Annotated in this window: 15 protein-coding genes; 7 read left to right on the top strand and 8 right to left on the bottom strand. The window is 32.1% G+C overall.

Annotated elements, in window-relative coordinates:
* Nucleotides 1-153 precede the first annotated feature (153 nt).
* Genes gldG through Q0739_RS11185 form a run of 5 tightly spaced genes read right to left on the bottom strand, consistent with a single transcriptional unit; the run spans nucleotide 154 to nucleotide 4,223 of the window.
* Nucleotides 154-1,821 (bottom strand): gliding motility-associated ABC transporter substrate-binding protein GldG, encoded by a 1,668-nt coding sequence (gene gldG, locus Q0739_RS11205; RefSeq protein WP_298238823.1) that lies wholly within the window; start codon nucleotides 1,819-1,821, stop codon nucleotides 154-156.
* Nucleotides 1,814-2,299 carry a hypothetical protein gene (locus Q0739_RS11200; RefSeq protein ID WP_298238822.1) on the bottom strand — a complete coding sequence of 162 codons (486 nt, stop codon included), beginning with the start codon at nucleotides 2,297-2,299 and terminating at the stop codon, nucleotides 1,814-1,816. Before Q0739_RS11200 ends, gldG begins: the two co-directional genes overlap by 8 nt.
* Nucleotides 2,296-3,015 (bottom strand): gliding motility-associated ABC transporter permease subunit GldF, encoded by a 720-nt coding sequence (gene gldF / locus Q0739_RS11195; RefSeq protein ID WP_298238821.1) that lies wholly within the window; start codon nucleotides 3,013-3,015, stop codon nucleotides 2,296-2,298. The genes Q0739_RS11200 and gldF overlap by 4 nt, the downstream gene beginning before the upstream one ends.
* Nucleotides 3,016-3,039: 24 nt before the next feature.
* Nucleotides 3,040-3,336, bottom strand: coding sequence for an antibiotic biosynthesis monooxygenase family protein (locus Q0739_RS11190; RefSeq protein ID WP_298238820.1), 297 nt, complete (start codon nucleotides 3,334-3,336; stop codon nucleotides 3,040-3,042).
* Nucleotides 3,333-4,223: an SAM-dependent chlorinase/fluorinase gene (locus Q0739_RS11185; protein WP_298238819.1), complete on the bottom strand. Its 891-nt coding sequence runs from the start codon at nucleotides 4,221-4,223 to the stop codon at nucleotides 3,333-3,335. Before Q0739_RS11185 ends, Q0739_RS11190 begins: the two co-directional genes overlap by 4 nt.
* Before the next feature lie 246 nt (nucleotides 4,224-4,469).
* Between Q0739_RS11185 and Q0739_RS11180 the strand changes: the two genes are divergently transcribed.
* Together Q0739_RS11180 and Q0739_RS11175 are read left to right on the top strand one after the other, a co-directional pair.
* Complete coding sequence (locus Q0739_RS11180; protein WP_298238818.1) at nucleotides 4,470-5,423, top strand: PhoH family protein; 954 nt, start codon at nucleotides 4,470-4,472, stop codon at nucleotides 5,421-5,423.
* A gap of 135 nt (nucleotides 5,424-5,558) precedes the next feature.
* On the top strand, nucleotides 5,559-6,506 hold the full coding sequence (locus tag Q0739_RS11175) for a phosphoribosylaminoimidazolesuccinocarboxamide synthase (RefSeq protein ID WP_298238817.1): 948 nt from the start codon (nucleotides 5,559-5,561) through the stop codon (nucleotides 6,504-6,506).
* 72 nt (nucleotides 6,507-6,578) lie between these two features.
* On the opposite strand, the gene Q0739_RS11170 is transcribed toward Q0739_RS11175, so the two are convergent.
* From Q0739_RS11170 to Q0739_RS11160, 3 genes are all read right to left on the bottom strand, one after another.
* The gene (locus Q0739_RS11170; RefSeq protein ID WP_298238816.1) at nucleotides 6,579-6,917 is read right to left on the bottom strand and encodes a DUF4870 domain-containing protein; all 339 of its coding nucleotides are present in this window, start codon (nucleotides 6,915-6,917) and stop codon (nucleotides 6,579-6,581) included.
* Nucleotides 6,918-6,994: 77 nt separating this feature from the next.
* A complete protein-coding gene (locus Q0739_RS11165; protein ID WP_298238815.1) occupies nucleotides 6,995-9,046 on the bottom strand; it encodes an adenylate/guanylate cyclase domain-containing protein in 2,052 nt (683 codons plus the stop codon).
* Nucleotides 9,047-9,134: 88 nt separating this feature from the next.
* The gene (locus Q0739_RS11160; RefSeq protein ID WP_298238814.1) at nucleotides 9,135-11,165 is read right to left on the bottom strand and encodes a FlgO family outer membrane protein; all 2,031 of its coding nucleotides are present in this window, start codon (nucleotides 11,163-11,165) and stop codon (nucleotides 9,135-9,137) included.
* A gap of 121 nt (nucleotides 11,166-11,286) precedes the next feature.
* On the opposite strand from Q0739_RS11160, the gene Q0739_RS11155 reads away from it, so the two are divergent.
* The 5 genes from Q0739_RS11155 (at nucleotide 11,287) to Q0739_RS11135 (ending at nucleotide 19,356) form a co-directional block, all read left to right on the top strand.
* Nucleotides 11,287-13,131 carry a sigma 54-interacting transcriptional regulator gene (locus Q0739_RS11155; RefSeq protein ID WP_298238813.1) on the top strand — a complete coding sequence of 615 codons (1,845 nt, stop codon included), beginning with the start codon at nucleotides 11,287-11,289 and terminating at the stop codon, nucleotides 13,129-13,131.
* 184 nt (nucleotides 13,132-13,315) lie between these two features.
* The gene (locus tag Q0739_RS11150; protein ID WP_298238812.1) at nucleotides 13,316-13,870 is read left to right on the top strand and encodes an OsmC family protein; all 555 of its coding nucleotides are present in this window, start codon (nucleotides 13,316-13,318) and stop codon (nucleotides 13,868-13,870) included.
* Nucleotides 13,871-13,935: 65 nt separating this feature from the next.
* Entirely contained in the window at nucleotides 13,936-17,421 is a 3,486-nt protein-coding gene (locus tag Q0739_RS11145) for a thiamine pyrophosphate-dependent enzyme (protein WP_298238811.1), read from the top strand.
* Nucleotides 17,422-17,634: 213 nt separating this feature from the next.
* On the top strand, nucleotides 17,635-18,675 hold the full coding sequence (locus Q0739_RS11140) for a c-type cytochrome (protein WP_298238810.1): 1,041 nt from the start codon (nucleotides 17,635-17,637) through the stop codon (nucleotides 18,673-18,675).
* 3 nt (nucleotides 18,676-18,678) lie between these two features.
* On the top strand, nucleotides 18,679-19,356 hold the full coding sequence (locus tag Q0739_RS11135; protein ID WP_298238809.1) for a Tat (twin-arginine translocation) pathway signal sequence containing protein: 678 nt from the start codon (nucleotides 18,679-18,681) through the stop codon (nucleotides 19,354-19,356).
* The last annotated feature ends 11 nt before the right edge of the window (nucleotides 19,357-19,367 follow it).

Below are 19,367 nucleotides of genomic sequence, written 5' to 3'. Positions count from 1 at the left end.
TATTTTTTTAATTGACAATTATTACATTCATTAAACAAAAATTCTACTTAATTAAAACAAGAAATAATGAATGATTTGTAGATTTATAATTTAATAATACTACATACAAATATATTCGATACGGTCTAATATAAGAAACAAACTTATTAACATTTATACTCTATATTTTTTCTTTCTTATTGAACCAAAAATGAAACCAAAAAGAGCTAATAAACCTAGTGGTAATACAATATTAATAAGTTGCCATTTTGTTTTCTCTTTGGCAATTTTCTGTTGATCTAAGAAAGTGACCGCTATTTCTTTAGATCGAATGTTTATAAGTCCGTTATCGTCTAATAAATAATTTACAGCATTCAATAAAAATTCCTTGTTACCATAAGTTTGTCCAGTCCAACGATCGAAGCCTAGTTCTTGAGGTGTATTTCTAACCACATCATTTTTTATAACATCTCCATCTGCTATCAAAATCATTTTTGAGGCAACACCTTCATCTTTTCCACCTGATATATTAAAAGGCTTTATCCTATTCTTATACATAGAAGTAAACGCACCTTCAAGTAAAACTGCCAATGTTTGGTTTCCTTTGTTATAAGAAGCTGGATTAGGTTCTTTAACAACTAATTCTAAACTTATTTCTTTCGGGGTGCCATCTATTTTACTTAATGGTGCACTTTCTAAAAGAATGGTTTTCTTTATATTATTCTTTAAAGTATCTATTTGATTGGCAAAATCGAATTTAACTAGGTTTAAATTATTAACTATAGGATGATGATTATTAGATGCAGATAAAGGTGAATAAGGCCATTTTAAATGTTGAAACTGAGAACTACTGCCCTCTCCCATTGCAAGTGTAATAGGTGCAGAATAAAGTGTGTTTACCATAACAGGATTTATTCTAGCTCCATATTTAAAAAAGAAATCGGTTAGGTTAATATCTCTTGTTGTGGCAAAACTTTTCCCTGAATCGTTATATAAACTATCTTTCTCCATTGCTACCGCATCTACTAGCCATAAACTTTTTCCGCCATTCATATTGAATTGATCTAATACAAACTTCTCGCTTTCTGTAAAAGCCTCAGTTGGTTTTGCAGAAATAATAAGATCAAAAGACTTTAGGTTTGTAAGTGTTTTTTGTGGGTTACTAGAAACACTATCCAATGTAAAAGGAGCTATAAAATAATATTCACCCAATTTTTTTACAAAATCAAAAATATATTTATCATCGAGCTGTCCGTTCCCTTTTAAAATGGCAATTTTACGGTGCTTTGGTTGGGTGAGTTTGCTAAACCCATCCGCAAATGCATATTCCAAATGTTGGACAGAATTACTTACTAATTCTTGCTGCGAGGCACCAATTTTATTTTTTACTAATGGAATTGCTACTGTTACACCATTGTAGCTTGCTAATGCCCAAGGAAATATAACTGCTTGACTTGATTTTCCATTCTCTTGAACACTCAACTGCATGGGTGTTAAACCACGTTGTGTAAGTTGTTGTATATTACTTTCGCGTGTAGATTCGTCTTCTAAAGGATTGACAAACTTAAATTTAATATTGTTGTTTTCTGCTGAAAACTCTTCGAGTAATTGCTTTGTTTCATTTTGAAGACGTCTAAATTCTGAAGGAAAATCTTCTCCTATCAAAAACACATCAACATCAACAGGCGAGTTTATACTACTAACAATTTTTTTAGCAGACTCGCTCAGCGTATAACGATTGTCTTGAGTTAAATCAAATCGTTTATAAAATTTACTAGCTAAAACATTTATTAAAATGATAACTACTAAGGCTATGCTAATATTTTTAATAGATTTATTCAAATGTTTTTTCTAATTGATACTGTTTTATACTTTTTACTTTGGTATTTTTAAAAATCAACTCTAGGCATTCTTGATTCCTATTAAAAGCTCCTGGTTTAAACCCTAAATTATAATTCCATTTATTTTGAGAATTCATTTTTAAAGAATCATCCCAACCAAACCATTCACTTTTACCAAGCAGTATTTCAACCTCGTTTTTATCTTTCCCAATAAATAATGATTCATTAATTATTTCCTTGCTCATTTCATAACGCAGTCCAGGTTTATCTTTCCAAGCTGAAGAATCAAAATGCTTTTCATGATAATAACTTGAAAAAATATTTATAAACGGATAAAATACATAGAAATAAAGAATAGGAGTCAAAACCATACCTATTAATAAACTAACCCAAAGTCTTTTATCTATTGTACGCGCAAATAACCAAACGAGCACAAAAACAAGTAAAAATAAAACAACAAAAATGGGCGTTAATATCATTTATCTGCTTTATTAAGATTAAACCTAGTAAGCATTAAAAAGAAAATTGTTATGCTAAAAAAATAAATAATATCTCGTGTATCTAACACACCACGACTCATACTTTTATAATGAAAACTCATACCAAATTGTTCAATAATAGTACTTGATAAAAAATCTGAAACCCCTTCAATACCAATATAAAATAAAAAACAAATAAATACCGAAGAAATAAAAGCAACTATTTGGTTGTCTGAAAGCGTAGAACTAAAAACACCAATAGCAGTATATGACGCTATAAGAAACAGTAAGCCAAAGTATGAGCCTAATGTACTTCCAATATCTAAATTACCTGTTGGGTTTCCTAAATTGTAAACAGTATAAACATATAAAAGTGATGGTAATAAAGCTATTAAAACAAGTACAAAGGCACCAAAATATTTTCCTAAAACAATATGACTGTGTGATATTGGTTTAGTGAGTAATAATTCTAAGGTACCTTGTTTTTTTTCATCTGAAAAACTACGCATAGTCACCGCAGGAATTAAAAAAATTAATATCCAAGGTGCTAGTAGAAAAAAAGAAGATAGATCGGCAAAACCATAATCAAGAATATTAAATTCGCCTTTAAATAACCACAGAAAAAGTCCGTTTAGAAGTAAAAAAATAGCAATAACCAAGTATCCTATTGGTGAGGTAAAAAATGAATTTATTTCTTTTTTAAAAATTGCTAACATATAATCTTTAACTGCGTTCTAAATTTATTTAAGTATTGCTAATTTATCTAAACTCCAAGCCTCTGGTTTAATATTAAACAGTGGCTTTGTTTTTGCCCAAACACTTTTAAACAAACTAGATTCTCTATAGGTTTCCAAATTAGCTTCAGATTTCCAATAACTATAAGTAAAAAATATATTTGAATTCTTAGTTTCCCTATACAATTCAAGAAATTCGCAGCCTTCAAAATTTCTTATTTTGTGTTTATTAGATTCAAAATTATTAATAAAATCGTCTATTGCATCTTCCCTAAACCCCATTTTTACGATTCTTACTATCATAAATCTTCGTTTAATTCTGTTTTAAGCGGACGCTCAGGAAAAACCTCAACACTTTTCTTTATAAAATTAACGCTCACTGTGTCCATTAAACTCAGCCCCATAAGCGTAGAAGCACTTCCAACGGTTGCACTATTACTTTTATAAACAGCAATTTCTAAAAAATTTCCAGAATTAAACACCACTAATCCTCTTCCTTCATCATGTCTTTTATCTTCTGGAATATCAAAATTTACAATATCGCTGTATTTATTAAATACTTTTTTGAATTTATGGTTTCTGGCAGAAATCTCAAAATCACGTCCCTTTTGTATGGTTTCAAAAAAACTACGTTTTATATTAGTAATAACGTTCCCATAATTATCTATATAAATAATACTACCAATTATTTGTGACTTATCATCATTTACATAAGGCACGATATTCTTAATTGGTTTAATTTCATTAATAGTCTTTCCTATAACCTCCAAAGTACCTCCTCTAGCTATATGGCAAGCCACTTTTACAAAAATATCTAAAACAGGAAAGTTAGTTTGTATTTTATCGTGGATATTAATTTCAACTATTTTCTCAGGTGCAATTTCAGAACAAATCATACTCATTATGCCATTGTTTGCACAAATAAAGAAATGGTCGTCAAGTTTAATCGCAATATGTTTATTTTCTGGATTTATTTCAGAATCAATTCCAATAATATGAATCGTGCCTTTAGGAAAACTACTATATGCATTTTGAATTATATAAGCCGCTTCAGGAATACTAAACGAGGATACCGAGTGTGAGATATCAACAATTCTAACATCTGGAAGTTCACTATAAATAGCGCCCTTTGTCGCGCCAGCAAAGTGGTCTTTTTCTCCAAAATCGGTAGTTAATGTTATTATCGCCATTGGCAAAATTGTTGATATGTTTTTAGCATTTCCTCACCCAAAATTAAGTATTTTTGAGTATTATTACTTGTTTTACAAACCTACATAAATTTTCGTTTTCGTTTTTATATTTTAAATGAAAAATGCAGGTTATTGAATCCTTATTTTTTTAAATAAGAAATACCGAATAAAACTAATAAATCGTTTTGTCTTTATAAGTATCAAATTCGCTTATATAAGATAAAATTTTAAACAAAATTTAAGCCTTTGAACGAAATTATTATCGAACTTGAAGAGATTACTCCAAAAGAATTTTTTGGAGCCCAAAATGCAAATATTGAACTTCTTAAAAAGTACTTTCCAAAACTTAAAATAGTAGCCCGAGGCACAAAAATTAAAGCCTTTGGCGACGAAGAATTACTTGAAGAATTCGATCGCCGAATCACCATGCTTTTAAAACATTTTGCTAAATATAATAAGCTAGACGAAAATGTTATAGAACGTGTTCTAACAAGTCAAAGTAGCGATGACTATACTACCTCGAAGCAAAGTGGCGAAGTAATTGTCCATGGTGTTGGTGGCAAACTTATTAAAGCCCAAACTGCAAACCAAAGAAAATTGGTTGAGTTAATGCGTAAAAACGACATGGTGTTTGCAATTGGCCCCGCAGGTACTGGTAAAACTTACACAGGAGTTGCATTAGCAGTTCAAGCACTTAAAAATAAAGAAGTTAAACGTATTATTTTAACAAGACCAGCAGTAGAAGCTGGAGAAAATCTTGGTTTTTTACCAGGCGACTTAAAGGAAAAATTAGACCCGTACATGCAACCATTGTATGATGCATTGCGCGATATGATTGCGCCAGAAAAACTAGCACATTATATTGAAAACGGCACAATACAAATTGCTCCTTTAGCATTTATGCGTGGTAGAACCTTAGATAATGCATTTGTTATTTTAGATGAAGGACAAAATACAACGCATGCACAAATGAAAATGTTTTTGACGCGTATGGGTAAACATGCCAAATTTTTACTAACAGGCGATCCTGGGCAAATTGACTTACCGCGTCGAACAATTTCTGGTTTAAAAGAGGCACTTTTAATTTTAAAAAATGTAGAAGGCGTAGGTATTGTCTTTTTAGATGACAAAGACGTGATTCGTCATAAACTAGTTAAAAAAGTAATAGAAGCGTACAAAAGTATAGAGAACAGAGATTAATTTTTTAGAAGCTATTTCCCACTTTCCACTATATCTTTTTTGCTTTTAATTGCAAAAAAGGATGCCGTATCAATCGGGGCTAGGGCTTCTTAAATAAATAAGAAACAAACCAACTCATAAACGAATAAACCAAAAATGAGTAATACCATAATAGATACAAATTTTAACTTTCCCAGACAAAAAAATGTTTATAAGGGAAAAGTACGAGAAGTATACAATATTAATGATGAGCAATTAGTAATGGTTGCTACAGATAGACTTTCAGCATTTGATGTTGTTATGCCAAAAGGAATTCCATATAAGGGACAAATACTAAACCAAATAGCTACCAAAATGATGGCAGCAACAGAAGATTTAGTACCCAATTGGTTAACAGCTACACCAGACCCTAATGTGGCTGTAGGGCATTTATGCGAGCCTTTTAAAGTAGAAATGGTTATTCGCGGGTATATGTCAGGTCATGCCGCACGTGAGTATAAAGTAGGAAAACGAATGCTTTGCGGTGTACCAATGCCAGAAGGCATGAAAGAAAATGATGCATTTCCAGAACCTATAATTACCCCAGCAACTAAAGCTGAAATGGGTGATCATGATGAAGATATTTCAAAGGAAGACATCTTAAAACGAGGAATTGTCTCTAAAGAAGATTATTTAATTCTAGAAGATTATACCCGTAAATTATTTAAACGAGGTTCTGAAATAGCCGCATCTCGTGGATTAATTTTAGTAGATACTAAATACGAATTTGGCAAAACAAAAGAAGGACAAATTGTTTTAATTGATGAAATACACACTCCAGATTCTTCACGATATTTTTATGCTGATGGTTACCAAGATCGTCAAGACAAAGGAGAAGCTCAAAAGCAACTCTCTAAGGAGTTTGTACGCCAATGGCTTATATCCAATAACTTTCAAGGTTTAGAAGGACAAACGGTACCTTTTATGAGTGACGAATATATTGAAACAGTTAGCGAACGTTACATTGAACTTTACGAAAATATTACAGGAGAAACATTTGAAAAAGCAGATGTTAGCAATATCCAAAAGCGTATTGAAACCAATGTTTTAGAATTTCTAAAATAAAAACTATAAACAGACTTAACAAAAAAACGTTCACCAAATGGTGAACGTTTTGTTTATCTCATACTAACTATACTAACTAATAAAATTAAGAGATAAAGGGTATTTTGGTGTTTCGCCTCGACTAGCTCTAATAGCATTAACAATAGGGAAAATAATAGAAATTATTCCTAAAACTATAAAGCCTAAAATTCCTAAGCCAAACAATAAAATTAATGGAATGCATATAAGGCAATACACTATTAAACTTAATTGAAAATTTATAATATTCTTACCATGTGTATCCATTTGATACACTTTTTCTTTTTGTGTAAGCCATAGTATTAAAGGAAGTAGTAAACTTCCAAAACCAGTTACTAGAGTAATTAACTGACTTAAATGGGTAATAACGATTAATTGATTGTCTTGTCGCATGATGGTAATTTTTCGATTGATACTTATATGACGTAAAAACTCAATAAATGTTACAGAATAAATATAGTAAAAGATATTTACTCCTCTAAAATACCATGAGACATAAGCACTTCCTTAAATTCATCATCATCTTTCAAAAATTCAAAAAACTCAGAAACTTCTCTTTTCAAAGTTTTTGTTTGCTTGTTTCTTATGGTATCTAAATAATAAAGTACACTGTCACGCTCCTGAAGTCCTGCATACACTACCGCTAACTGTTGGCTTTTTTCATAAGGATGAGCAACTCTTCTAATAGTATGAATTGTTTTTTTAGCATTAACAGTATCTCCTATTTTGGCATAACAAAACCCTAAAAACCTATTAAACACATTTTCTTCTATAACAATTTTTTTTAATGGATTAATAGCCTCTTTATATCTCTTTTGATCCATATAGAGTCTAAAATAAGACCTGTTAATAACAAACTTGTTGTTTTCGCTGCTTAAATTTTCAGCTTTTTTCAATATTCGTTCTGCTTCATCATATTTATGATTAAAAGCCAATGCAGTAGCATAACTATTAGCCGTAACAAATGATAATGGATCTAATCTATAAGCAATTTCTGCTTGTTCTAACTGCTTTACATATTGTCTAGTATAATAATAAAAAGTTGCATATTGATGTCTGGTTGTTAAATCATTTGGAGATAAACTAATAGCTTTTTGAAATGCGTCTTCTGCGGCTTGATGATTTCCTTCTATATTATCAATAAAACCTTTTACTGAATAAATTCGAGGAACTTCACTATTAATTACTTCTGCTTTAACTAAATATTCTCTTGCACTTTTTGAAGCTTCCGCTGGATCTCGTCGCGAATAATACGTCTCTAAATATATAGAATTAGCAATTTCTGCATATGCTTCTGCATAATTTGGGTCGAGTATCGTGGCTTCTTTATAAAGGGCGATACTTTTGGCAATACTTTCAGAGTTTCTTTTATCTGCTTCATCTCTACCTTCTATAAACAACTTGTAAGCATTTATATTTTTAGTTGCTACTGTTGTTAATCTTTTTTGTTCTTCAAAAGACAAATTAAGTTCAAGAGCCATCACTATTTCTTGAGAAATTTCAGTCTGAATTGTAAAAACATCTGTTATGGTTTTATCATAATTTTCCGCCCATAAATTCCTGTCTAAATCTGCATCTATTAGTTGTGCTGAAATTCGAATATCATTACCATATTTTCGAATACTACCATCTAACACATAAGAGACTCCTAATTCGTTAGCTATCGTGGGCATTGTTTTATTTGTGCCTTTATATTGCATTACAGAAGTTCTTGAAATAACACGAACATCTTTCAACTTTGATAGTTGGGTAAGTATATCTTCTGTAACGCCATCTCTAAAAAAATCTGAATCTTTATCAGAGCTTAAATTATTAAAAGGTAAAACAGCTATAGATAATTCCTTTTCTGAAGTATCAGTAGTTATTTTCAACGATTTAATGTTAAATAAAAAAAATAGCAAAATTGCAACTGCTGTTAACCTGAAAATATTTTTTTTGTTCTTAAAAAAGCCTATAAAACTTTTAGGGTTTTCTTTAACAACTTTAAGTTTTCCTTTTACTTCTTCGCGCTTCGGAACAATTAATCCTTCATTTGAAATAGCGAATATTGGCATTGCATCATCAACATTCTTTAATTCAAAGGCATCCAAAAATTTAACATGAATATCTCTATGACTTCTTATTTGATCGTGTACCTTATCGGATATTAGTACACTACCTGGAACTGCACAGGACTCTATTCTTGAAGCTACATTAACAGCATCGCCAATAATGTCTTCATCAGAATACATAATATCCCCAACGTGAATACCAATTCTAACAGGTATTTTAGGGTCTTCTAAAAAAGCTTTTTGCATTTCGATGGCACAGTAAACTGCTTCAACGGTACTTTTAAAAATACTTAATGTGCCATCACCAAAATATTGAATAATTTTTCCACCATAGGCTTCAGTAGTTACTTCAAAAGAATTTCGATGTCTTTCCCTTATAGCTATAGCTTGCATTTCATCATGCTGCATCAAAGAAGTATACCCTTCTATATCTGTAAACATAATAGCAGCTAATTGCCTTTGGTGTCTCATGATGTTTTTTTTTGAAACTCTAAGATACCTAATCAAGACTTTTATGCCACAATAATTAGTGTCTTAAAATTCACTATTCCTAAATTAATCATGGGATTTTGCTCATTAAAGCTTGAAATCGTGGGTGATTTTTAACTGGGTCAAATTTAATATCCTGTTTTAATCCCCAAAAGAATAATCCCTGACCTCCTAACTCATAATCTTTTTCTAACCAGGTAAGTGCATTATCAAAATCACCTAGTCCCATATAAATGGTTGCTATCATAACTGGAGGCACATAAACCATTTTGTTTTTATTCAGTTGGTAATTTAATATCTCTTTTGCCTTCTCCGTTTCTCCAACCATGCCATAGCAATAACCAAGCATCCAATTAGTATTCGAAGCGACACTTCGTGAAGTATAAATATCAATCGCTTCTTGATACCTTCCTAAACCAGAAAGATTTGAAGCCTTCATCCATAATAACATGTTATCGTTTGGAAACTTATTCAAAGATTCACTCATTTTATCAATAGACTTTTGAAATTCTCTTAGATAGTAATAAGCTTGCCCCATATCTCCGATGTATTTAGATGACAAAGGGTCAAGTTTTTGAACCATATTAAAATTCTCTTCCATGTTTTCTAAATCACCATCAAAAGCATAAATCCATCCAAGTTTATTATAGGCACTTACGTAGCTTGGGTTAATCTCTATAGCCTTTTTTAAATATAATAAAGCGGTTTCCTTTTCATATTTATAATAACTTATTGCTCCTAAAACCCCAAAAGTTCCTCCATCATTAGAATTAATTGCTAATGCTTTTAATGCTGGTGTTGACGCCAGCTCTAACATTTTTTTTGGCGATTCTCTACCCCAGAAAATATATTCCAAATATGTTTCTGCAACACCTACATAAGCTCTGCAAAATTGCGGATCTAAGTTAATTGCCTTTTTAAACAAGTCTTCTGCCTTTTTTAATTCTTCAACTTTCCCTCCCCCTTGGTGCAAATAAACTTGACCTTCTTTGAAAGCAGTATAAGCCTCTGGGTTGTTAGTAGGTTCATTACTTAAACGAGACTCCTCTCTATCACTTAAAGTAATTTTTAATGCATTAGCTATATCTCTAGAGACATCATTTTGTATTTTAAAAATCTGAACTAAATCATTGTCATAATTATCAGCCCATAAATTCTTATTATTTGCAGCATCAACTAGATTTGCATTAATACGTACTTGATTGTTGTTTACTCTAACACTCCCTTCGAGTATATAGTTAACATCTAACTCTTTGGCTATATCTTGAATAGACTTATTGCTATTTTTATAGTGCATTGCCGATGCTCTTGAAATCACTTGCAAATGTTGGATTTTCGACAAATGTGTTATAATATCTTCCGTAATACCATCAGTAAAAACATTCGATTTCTCGTCATTATTCATATTGTTAAAAGGAAGAACGGCCAAAGTAGGTTCCTTAATTTCAACATCGCTATTCTGCATCATAAAATACGCTAGAAAGAATATAATTAATGAAAGAAACCCTAAAACATAAAAACTCTTTTTTCTATAACTTTTATATACTTCGGAGTCATTAGGTTTAGTTTTACCCTTTAGAGTATGTTTTTCTGGTACAACAAGCCCCTGATTAGTAATTGCAAAAACAGGAATTACCTTATTTACATTTTTAAAATCGACAGCATCTATATATTGAGTAGATAAATATTTTTGATTTCTTATTTGGTCATTTACTTTATCAGAAATCAAAATACTTCCAGCAACAGCTAAAGATTCTATTCTAGATGCAATATTAACGGCATCACCAATTATATCAGCTTCAGTTCTAATAACATCACCCACATGCACACCAATTCTAACGGGAATTGCAGGTTCTTCTTGAAAGGCTAGCTGCATTTCAATACCACATTTAATAGCCTCGACAGAACTTCTAAAAGTACTTAAGGTACCATCTCCAAAATATTGAATAAGTTCCCCTTTATGTTTAAGTGTACAGGCATCAAATATCTCGCGATGTTTTTTTCGAATTTGCATCGCTTCTTTTTCATCATTTTGCATTAAAGAGGTATACCCTTCAATATCCGTAAACATAATGGCAACAAGTTCTCTATGCTGTGGCATTTATATAATGTTGTTAAACAACTAATTTAATTAATTATCTTTAAAAACGTAGCTTTTAAAAATTCAATGTGCTATATGCTTCATAATTATTAATATATTTAGCCTAATTATAAGTTATTTTATGTCCGATTCTAGCTCAAAAACACGCATTCAATTTCTTTCTAATAGTCCTTTTTTTTCTGGGGTTTCTGCAAAATCTATGGAAGAATTGTATAAAAACGCTTCCGAGGAATTATACATAAAAGGCGAAACTATATTTAAAAAAGGAACCCTAGGGGACTCCATGTATGTTATTATTAATGGAAAGGTTAAGGTTTTTGAAAAAGATCACGTATACGACACACTTAGCTCTGGCGATTGCTTTGGTGAATATGCCTTAATAGATAACGAATCGCGTTCAGCATCTATAGCAACACTAGAGAAAACAACTGTTTTAAAAATTGAACGCAAACATTTTTTAGACTTAATGAGCAAGAGCATCCAGTTTTCTCAAAGTATTCTGGCTGTTATGGTTAAACGTCATCGCGAATTGGATACTATCCAAGAAAGTTTAGCATCTTCTAAACAAGTTATTGAGATTGCTAACAGTAAAATGAATGGTTTGATAAATGGTGCTATGGATGCCATTATTATGTTTGATTGCCATTTTAAAATTGTATTAACCAACGCTTCGGCAAATAAAATTTTAGAAAATGATGACACTTTGCAGCGTAACGTTTTATTTTTCTTTGATGATGAAAGCTCAGGTATTATTGAAGGTATTGTAAAGTCTGATGACAATAAAAAAGAAGTCAACAAATATCTTCCAAATGTTGTTAAAGTAATTGGTTCTAACGATACCGAAACTTTAAATGAAGGTACTATTAGCAAATATGGCTCGGACTCAAATCCGTTTTACACACTTATTTTAAGAAATATTGAAGAACGATTAATTGCCGAGGATAAAATTAACTTACTCACAAAGCAAACGCAATATTTAGAAGAAGAAATTCAAGAGCTTACCAGCAGTTATGGTATAATAGCCGAAAACAAAAAGATGAAAGCTGTTTTAAATCTTATTCATCAAGTAGCAAAAACTGATGCTACGGTGTTAATACATGGCGAAACAGGAACAGGAAAAGAGTTGGTTGCCAGAGCTATTCATAAAGAAAGTAATAGAAACGATAAGCCATTAATCAGGATTAACTGTGGTGCTATTCCAACAAACCTTATTGAAAGCGAATTGTTTGGCCATAAAAAAGGGGCATTTACTGGTGCTACTGCTGATAGAAAAGGACGTTTTTTACTTGCAGATAAGGGTACTATTTTTTTAGATGAAATTGGTGAAATGCCATTAGGACTGCAGCCTAAATTACTTAGAATTATTCAGGAAGGCGAATTCGATCCCGTTGGAAGTTCTGAAACCATTAAAGTTGATGTTCGCATTATAGCAGCAACACATAGAAACCTGCTCGAATTTTCTAAAGAAGGCAAATTTAGAGAAGATTTATTTTACCGGCTAAATGTATTTCCAATTGAAGTGCCTGCCCTTCGTGATAGAGGTGATGATATTTGTTTAATTGCCCAAGAAATGATTGAACAATTTTCAAAGAAACTGAATAAGCCTATTGTTACATTATCTGATGTAGACAAGGCGCTTTTGAAAGCTCATAATTGGCCAGGGAATGTTAGAGAACTTCAAAACTTAATTGAACGTGCCGTTATTGTATCGCAAAATGGCACTATTAATTGGCAGGCCATTATACCAAATAGTTCGAATACCGCTAATGTTCAGATGGAAGTTTCTCAGGAAAAAATTCTAACATCTAAAGAGTTAATCACTTTAGAAAAAGCGAATATTTTAAAAGCACTCAGGCAAACTAAGTGGAAAATATCTGGCAAAAATGGCGCAGCAGAATTATTACAATTACCGCCTACTACATTAGCATCGAGAATTAAAGCACTTAAAATAGAGCGACCGATATAATTTAACGATATTTCGTAAATAACTTAACGACATCTCGTAAATAAACTAAATATCGTATCACATCCATATTCTAAATTTTAATTTAAAAAACTGATTATAAGCCATTTAAGTAGTTTGGCATAGCAAATGCATTAAACATAGCAAACATTTAAAAAAATCAATTAATAATTAAAATTTAGAAAAAATGATTACAACAACAAATGTAAAAAACGGCGTAAACGTAGATCAATTGGTAGACACTATTAACCACATTCAAGAGCAACCAGAATTAGCAAAATTTGAATTTAGAGCTAAGAACAACTGGATAGATGGTGGACATTGTGTATCAAGTATTAAAAGTTTTTATGGCGCTGGACAAGAAGATGCTTCTCGAGAAGAAACATTTACTATGGAATGTAGCCACCCTCAAGTATTATTAGGGCAAGATGAGGCAGCGACTCCTCCAGAAGTAGTCCTTCACGCATTAAGCTCTTGCTTAACAGGAGCAATGGTATACCATGCCGCAGCAAATGGCATAGAAATAGAAGGCGCACAATCAACTATTAAGGGAAATGCCGATTTACATGGCTTTTTAGGCTTAGATCCCGAAGTAAGAACTGGCTTCAATGGTATTACTATGCAACTAAAAGTTAAGTCTGATGCTTCTGCTGAACAATTAGAAAGGTTGGCAAAATTCTCCCCAGTGTTTGATATGATTTCAAACCCTACTCCAGTTTCAATTGAAATTGTAAAAGAGTAAATCTTTTTTAAAAATGGCTACTCATTAAAGTAGCCATTTTTTTCAACTCACTAAAACACCACCACATGAAAACTTCAAAATATAGCATTCTAACAGCCAACGAAGCCGTTGCAAGAATTGCTTATAAAACCAATGAGGTTTTTCCAATATACCCAATCACTCCAGCTTCAGAAATGAGCGAACTTGTAGAGCAGTATAGTGCAGAAAAAAAGCTAAACTGTTTTGGAGATATTCCTTCTGTATTTCAAATGCAAAGTGAAGCAGGTGTTGCAGGCGCGATGCATGGAGCTTTACAAACAGGTTCATTAGTATCTACATTCACAGCATCTCAAGGCTTATTATTGATGCTACCAAATATGTATAAAATAGCGGGCGAACTTACACCAAATGTAATTCATGTCGCAACCAGAAGTATTGCTACACATGCTCTATCAATATTTGGAGACCATAGCGATATTATGGCTGTAAGACAATCTGGATATGCCATGTTAGCTAGTGCATCAGTTCAAGAAGCACAAGATTTTTCCCTAATAGCCCAAACGGCATCATTAGAATCTCAAATTCCATTTATTCACTTTTTTGACGGATTTAGAACGTCTCATGAATTATCTAAAATTGAAACTGTTTCTGATGCAAACATTCAATTCATGATGGATTCAAATGCCATCCTTAAACATAAAAATAGAGCTTTAAATCCAAACAAACCTGGTCTTAGAGGAAGCGCTCAAGGGCCAGATGTGTTTTTTGAAAGTAGAGAAGCTGCTAACCTATTCTATGATAACTGCCCAAATATTGTACAAAAGCACATGGATTTATTTGCGACACTAACTGGCAGAAAATACAAGCTTTTCGACTATATAGGACATTCAAATGCAGAACAACTAATTATTTCAATAGCTTCCTCTACTGAAACTATAGAAGAAACTATAAATCAGCTAAACAAGCAAGGAGAAAAATTCGGACTCATTAAAATTAGATTGTTTAGACCATTTAGCACAAAACATCTAATTGAAGCGTTACCAAAATCAATAAAATCGATAGCAGTTCTAGATAGAACAAAAGAACCTGGTTCTTCTGGCGAACCACTATATTTAGATGTGCTTCAATCTATCACTAAGGCATTTCAGAATAATCAATTAAGTGTTTTTCCTAAAACCGTTGGAGGCCGCTACGGGTTGTCTTCAAAAGAATTTACCCCTAATATGGTTCATGCTATTTTCAAAAACTTAAAATTAGAATTTCCAAAAAACAATTTCACCATTGGAATAAATGACGATGTTAAAAATTTGAGTTTAGACTATTCTGAAAATATAAAACTAGAAAACAACGCTTATCAAGCTATTTTCTATCAAGATAAAAGCAAAGCTATTTCTAAGAGTTTCACAAACACTTTAAAACTCATTGAAAACATAGACGACACTTTTGTTCAAGGCTATACAGAGCTAGATTATAAAAAATCAAACTCAAGCAATGTAGCACATTTACGCATAAACAATAAACAAATAAAAGCCCCATATTTAATAAAACAAGCCGATTTTATAGGTTGCCAAAATGCATACTTCGCACAAAACGACAACGCAATAAACAATTTAAAACCAGGAGGCACATTACTGGTTAATACTTCACAAACGTCTAAAGCATTTTGGCAATCTTTATCTGCTAACAAACAATATCAAGTAATTGAAAAAAACATCAATCTAATGATTGTAAATTTTGATGAAATCAGAGAAAATCATATTTCAAATTTAAAATCAATTTCTGAACTTCATGCCTGTTTCTTAGCTATTAAAACAGATTTAATCTATGATGAATCTATAATTGATTTAAGAGACTTTATCTACAGCGTTGATACCTCATATGGGTATAAAAAAGAATCTATTGTATCAGAATTTGATAACGAATTCAGTAATAGCCTTTTAGGCAAAATGCTTAAAAACAACGAAACCAGTATACCTGTAAGCTTATTACCTACCGATGGGACTTTTCAAACCAACACTTCTAAATTCAATCCGTTTCAGGTTGGTAAATACATACCCGATTGGGATTCAAATTTGTGCACACAATGTGGTGCATGTAGTATGGCATGTCCTCAAGCTGCTTTAAGAATTAAAGTATATGATGATGAAATTTCAAATGAAGCTCCTAATACATTAAAAAAGATAAACTCTGAAGATTTTGATTTAATGAATTACACAATTCAAATAAATCACGAACAATGTAATAGCTGTAATAATTGTGTTGATGCTTGTCTTGTTAAGGCTTTAAAAATGGTTAATAAAAGTGAAAATACACAAAAAGAAACAACTAATTGGAATTACTTTAAATCGATTCCAGAATTAGATAGAACAAAAATTGATACAACAAAAGTGAGTCAACAACAATTACAAGAACCTTTATTCAAATATTCAAGTGGTGTTGAAGGTTGTAGTGAAGCACCCTATTTAAAACTAATAACCCAATTGTTTGGCGATAGATTGTTAATTGCCAACGCAACAGGTGCTAGTTCTATTTTTGGAGGTGCTTTACCTACAACTCCTTGGTCTCAAAATAAAAACGGACACGGTCCAGCTTGGTCGAATTCACTGTTTGAAGATAATGCCGAATTTGGACTAGGCTTTAGGATTTCAATAAACCAACAAAAACAAAAAGCAAAACAACTTTTAGAATCCTTATTACCACAATTAAACTTCGATTTGGTTCACGACATTCTAAATAACGAACAAACAACTGAAACTGAAATTAGTAATCAACGATTACTTGTTGAAACATTAAAAGAACAGCTTAAAAAAATTCAATCTCCAGTAGCAAAGCAATTGCTAAATGTAGTCGATAATTTAATTAAAAAAAGTGTATGGATAGTTGGTGGTGATGGTTGGGCATACGACATTGGATATGGTGGACTAGATCATGTTATGGCTAGTGGTGCCAATGTAAATATTCTTGTTTTAGACAACGAAGTTTACGATAATACAGGCGCTCAAGCCTCTAAATCTACACCTTACGGAGCACAAACAAAGTTCGCCTATAATGGAAAACAAAAACAAAAGAAAGATTTAGGGTTATTAGCAATGACTTACAATAATGTATATGTGGCTTCTGTTGCTATTGGTGCAGACCAAGACCAAACTCTTAAAGCTTTTAATGAAGCAGAAAGTTTTGATGGCCCATCCATAATAATTGCCTATTGCCATAGTGATTCTCATGGTATCGACATGAAAAATCCAAGTCAATATCATAAAGCAGCAGTAGATTCTGGCCAATGGCTATTATATAGAAACGATCCAAGACAATCAGAAAAAAAACTAAATACACTTCAGTTAGATTCTAATATACCTTCAATAAAAATTGGAGACTATTTAAAACTGGAGAAACGTTTTTCAAAATTATTCGAAAATAATAAAGAAGTATATAATTCTCGAATATTAAAGATTCAAAAACAAGTAGATAGAAGATTTGACAAGTATTTAAACATGGCATTCTCTACCCCTGTTAACAGGTTTAAATTAATTCAAAATAACAAAATCAAAAAGCAATTAACTTACAAAAAATGACAAATCGCAAAACAAATTGATATAAAAAGATACTTTTTTGTAAATTGAAGATATTTTTAAAAATATTCTTCTCCGAATCAAGAATATTTTTTTTTGATTCACTTCCTAGAATTAAAAAAGTAGCTCCAAAAGCTTAATAGTCTAAACGGCTATCTGGTATAGTTAAATTACACCCTAAATTAATATAACCTTAACGAATTATTTTAATTAATTATGAACAAAGAAGTACCACCGTTTTACAAAAAAATTAGAAGACTAGTATTTATGTACTTTGGTTCAATATTAGTAATCGCTTTCTTAACTCTGTGCTGTTGTTTCGATGTTATCCCTTTAGATTTGTTTAAATCCAAAAACAAGATTTCTAATATTTATTATATGAATTATGATGTTTCAACATTACCAGACTCTAAAGACAATGAACTTCTAAAATATGGATTCGAACTATTTCAAAAAACACCAAAATATATAGGGACAGACAATGGAAACCCAGATATGGTGTATCAAAATAACAGGTTAGCTTGTAGAAATTGCCATTTAGGTTTAGGAACACAACCATATTCTGCGCCACTAATAGGAATCATACAAAGGTTTCCACAATTTAGAGGGCGCGAAAATAAAATCGGCACTATAGAAGAACGTATAAATGGCTGCATGGAACGTAGTATGAATGGACGCGTATTACCACTTGAAAGTAAAGAAATGAAAGGCATGGTTGCTTATTTAAAATGGTTAAGCCGGTTTGCACCAGAAGATGGAGAAATAAAAGGCAAAGGATTTTTAAAACTTAAAATACCTAATAGAGCAGTAAACCTTGATAATGGCAAAAAAGTGTTTACCCAACATTGTGTTACTTGCCATGGAATAGATGGACAAGGCACATTATACGCTGATGGTTATAGTTATGAATACCCACCTCTTTGGGGAGACGATTCATTTAATAATGGCGCTGGCATGACGCGAGTTATTACTGCAGCAAAATTTATAAAAGGAAACATGCCATTTGAACTTGCTACATATGATGCTCCTGTTTTAACCGATGAAGAAGCCTATGATGTTGCAGGGTTTATTAATATGCACGATCGCCCTCAAAAATCAAACCCAGAAAAAGACTTTCCAGATATAAAGAAAAAACCCGTTTCTACACCTTACCCACCTTATGCAGATAACTTCCCTATTGAACAACATAAATTAGGACCATTTCAGCCAATAATGGCATTTTATAAACAAGAATACAATATAACTAAAACCAAGTAAATTATGAAAACAAATGACAGTAATTCAAGACGGCAATTTTTAGGAGCCCTAGCCCTAGGAGCTACAGCAAGTACAATATCTGTGCTAGCAAATCCAATTTACGCAAGCACAAAAGCTTTTGACGTTAAAGGAATGAAAGCTACAGAAAATTGGTTCGACAAAATTAAAGGCACACATCGTATAGTATATGATGGCTCGACACCACATGCAGGTTTACCTATTCTTTGGAATTGGGCATTTTACTTATCTCACAATTCAACAGATTCACCAGATACCGACATAACAGCAATGTCCGTTTTACGTCATTCCGCTATTCCTTTAGCATTAAATGATGAAACTTGGGCAAAATATAAATTAGGCGAATTTTTCGGAGTAAAAGATCACACAAAAGATTTTGCGCTAAGAAATCCATGGCACGAACCACAAGATGGCGATTACCCTATTAACGGCCCTGGAGGCATTAAAGAAATGCAAGGAAGAGGTGCTCTCTTTTGCGTTTGTAATTTAGCCCTCCAAGTGTATAGTGGAAAATATGCAGAAAAAAACGGTGGAAACGCCGAAGAAATTTACAAAGACTGGGTAGCGGGTATTATTTCAGATATTGAATTAGTGCCATCTGGCGTATGGGCTCTTGGAAAAGCACAAGCAAAAGGTTGTGGGTATATTTTTGCAGGCGAATAACTAAACAATTA

The organism is uncultured Algibacter sp. (assembly GCF_947487605.1).
Taxonomy (GTDB): Bacteria; Bacteroidota; Bacteroidia; order Flavobacteriales; family Flavobacteriaceae; genus Algibacter_D.
The sequence above is the reverse complement of the archived record's forward strand: the minus strand, read 5'-3'. Positions and strand labels throughout refer to the sequence as shown.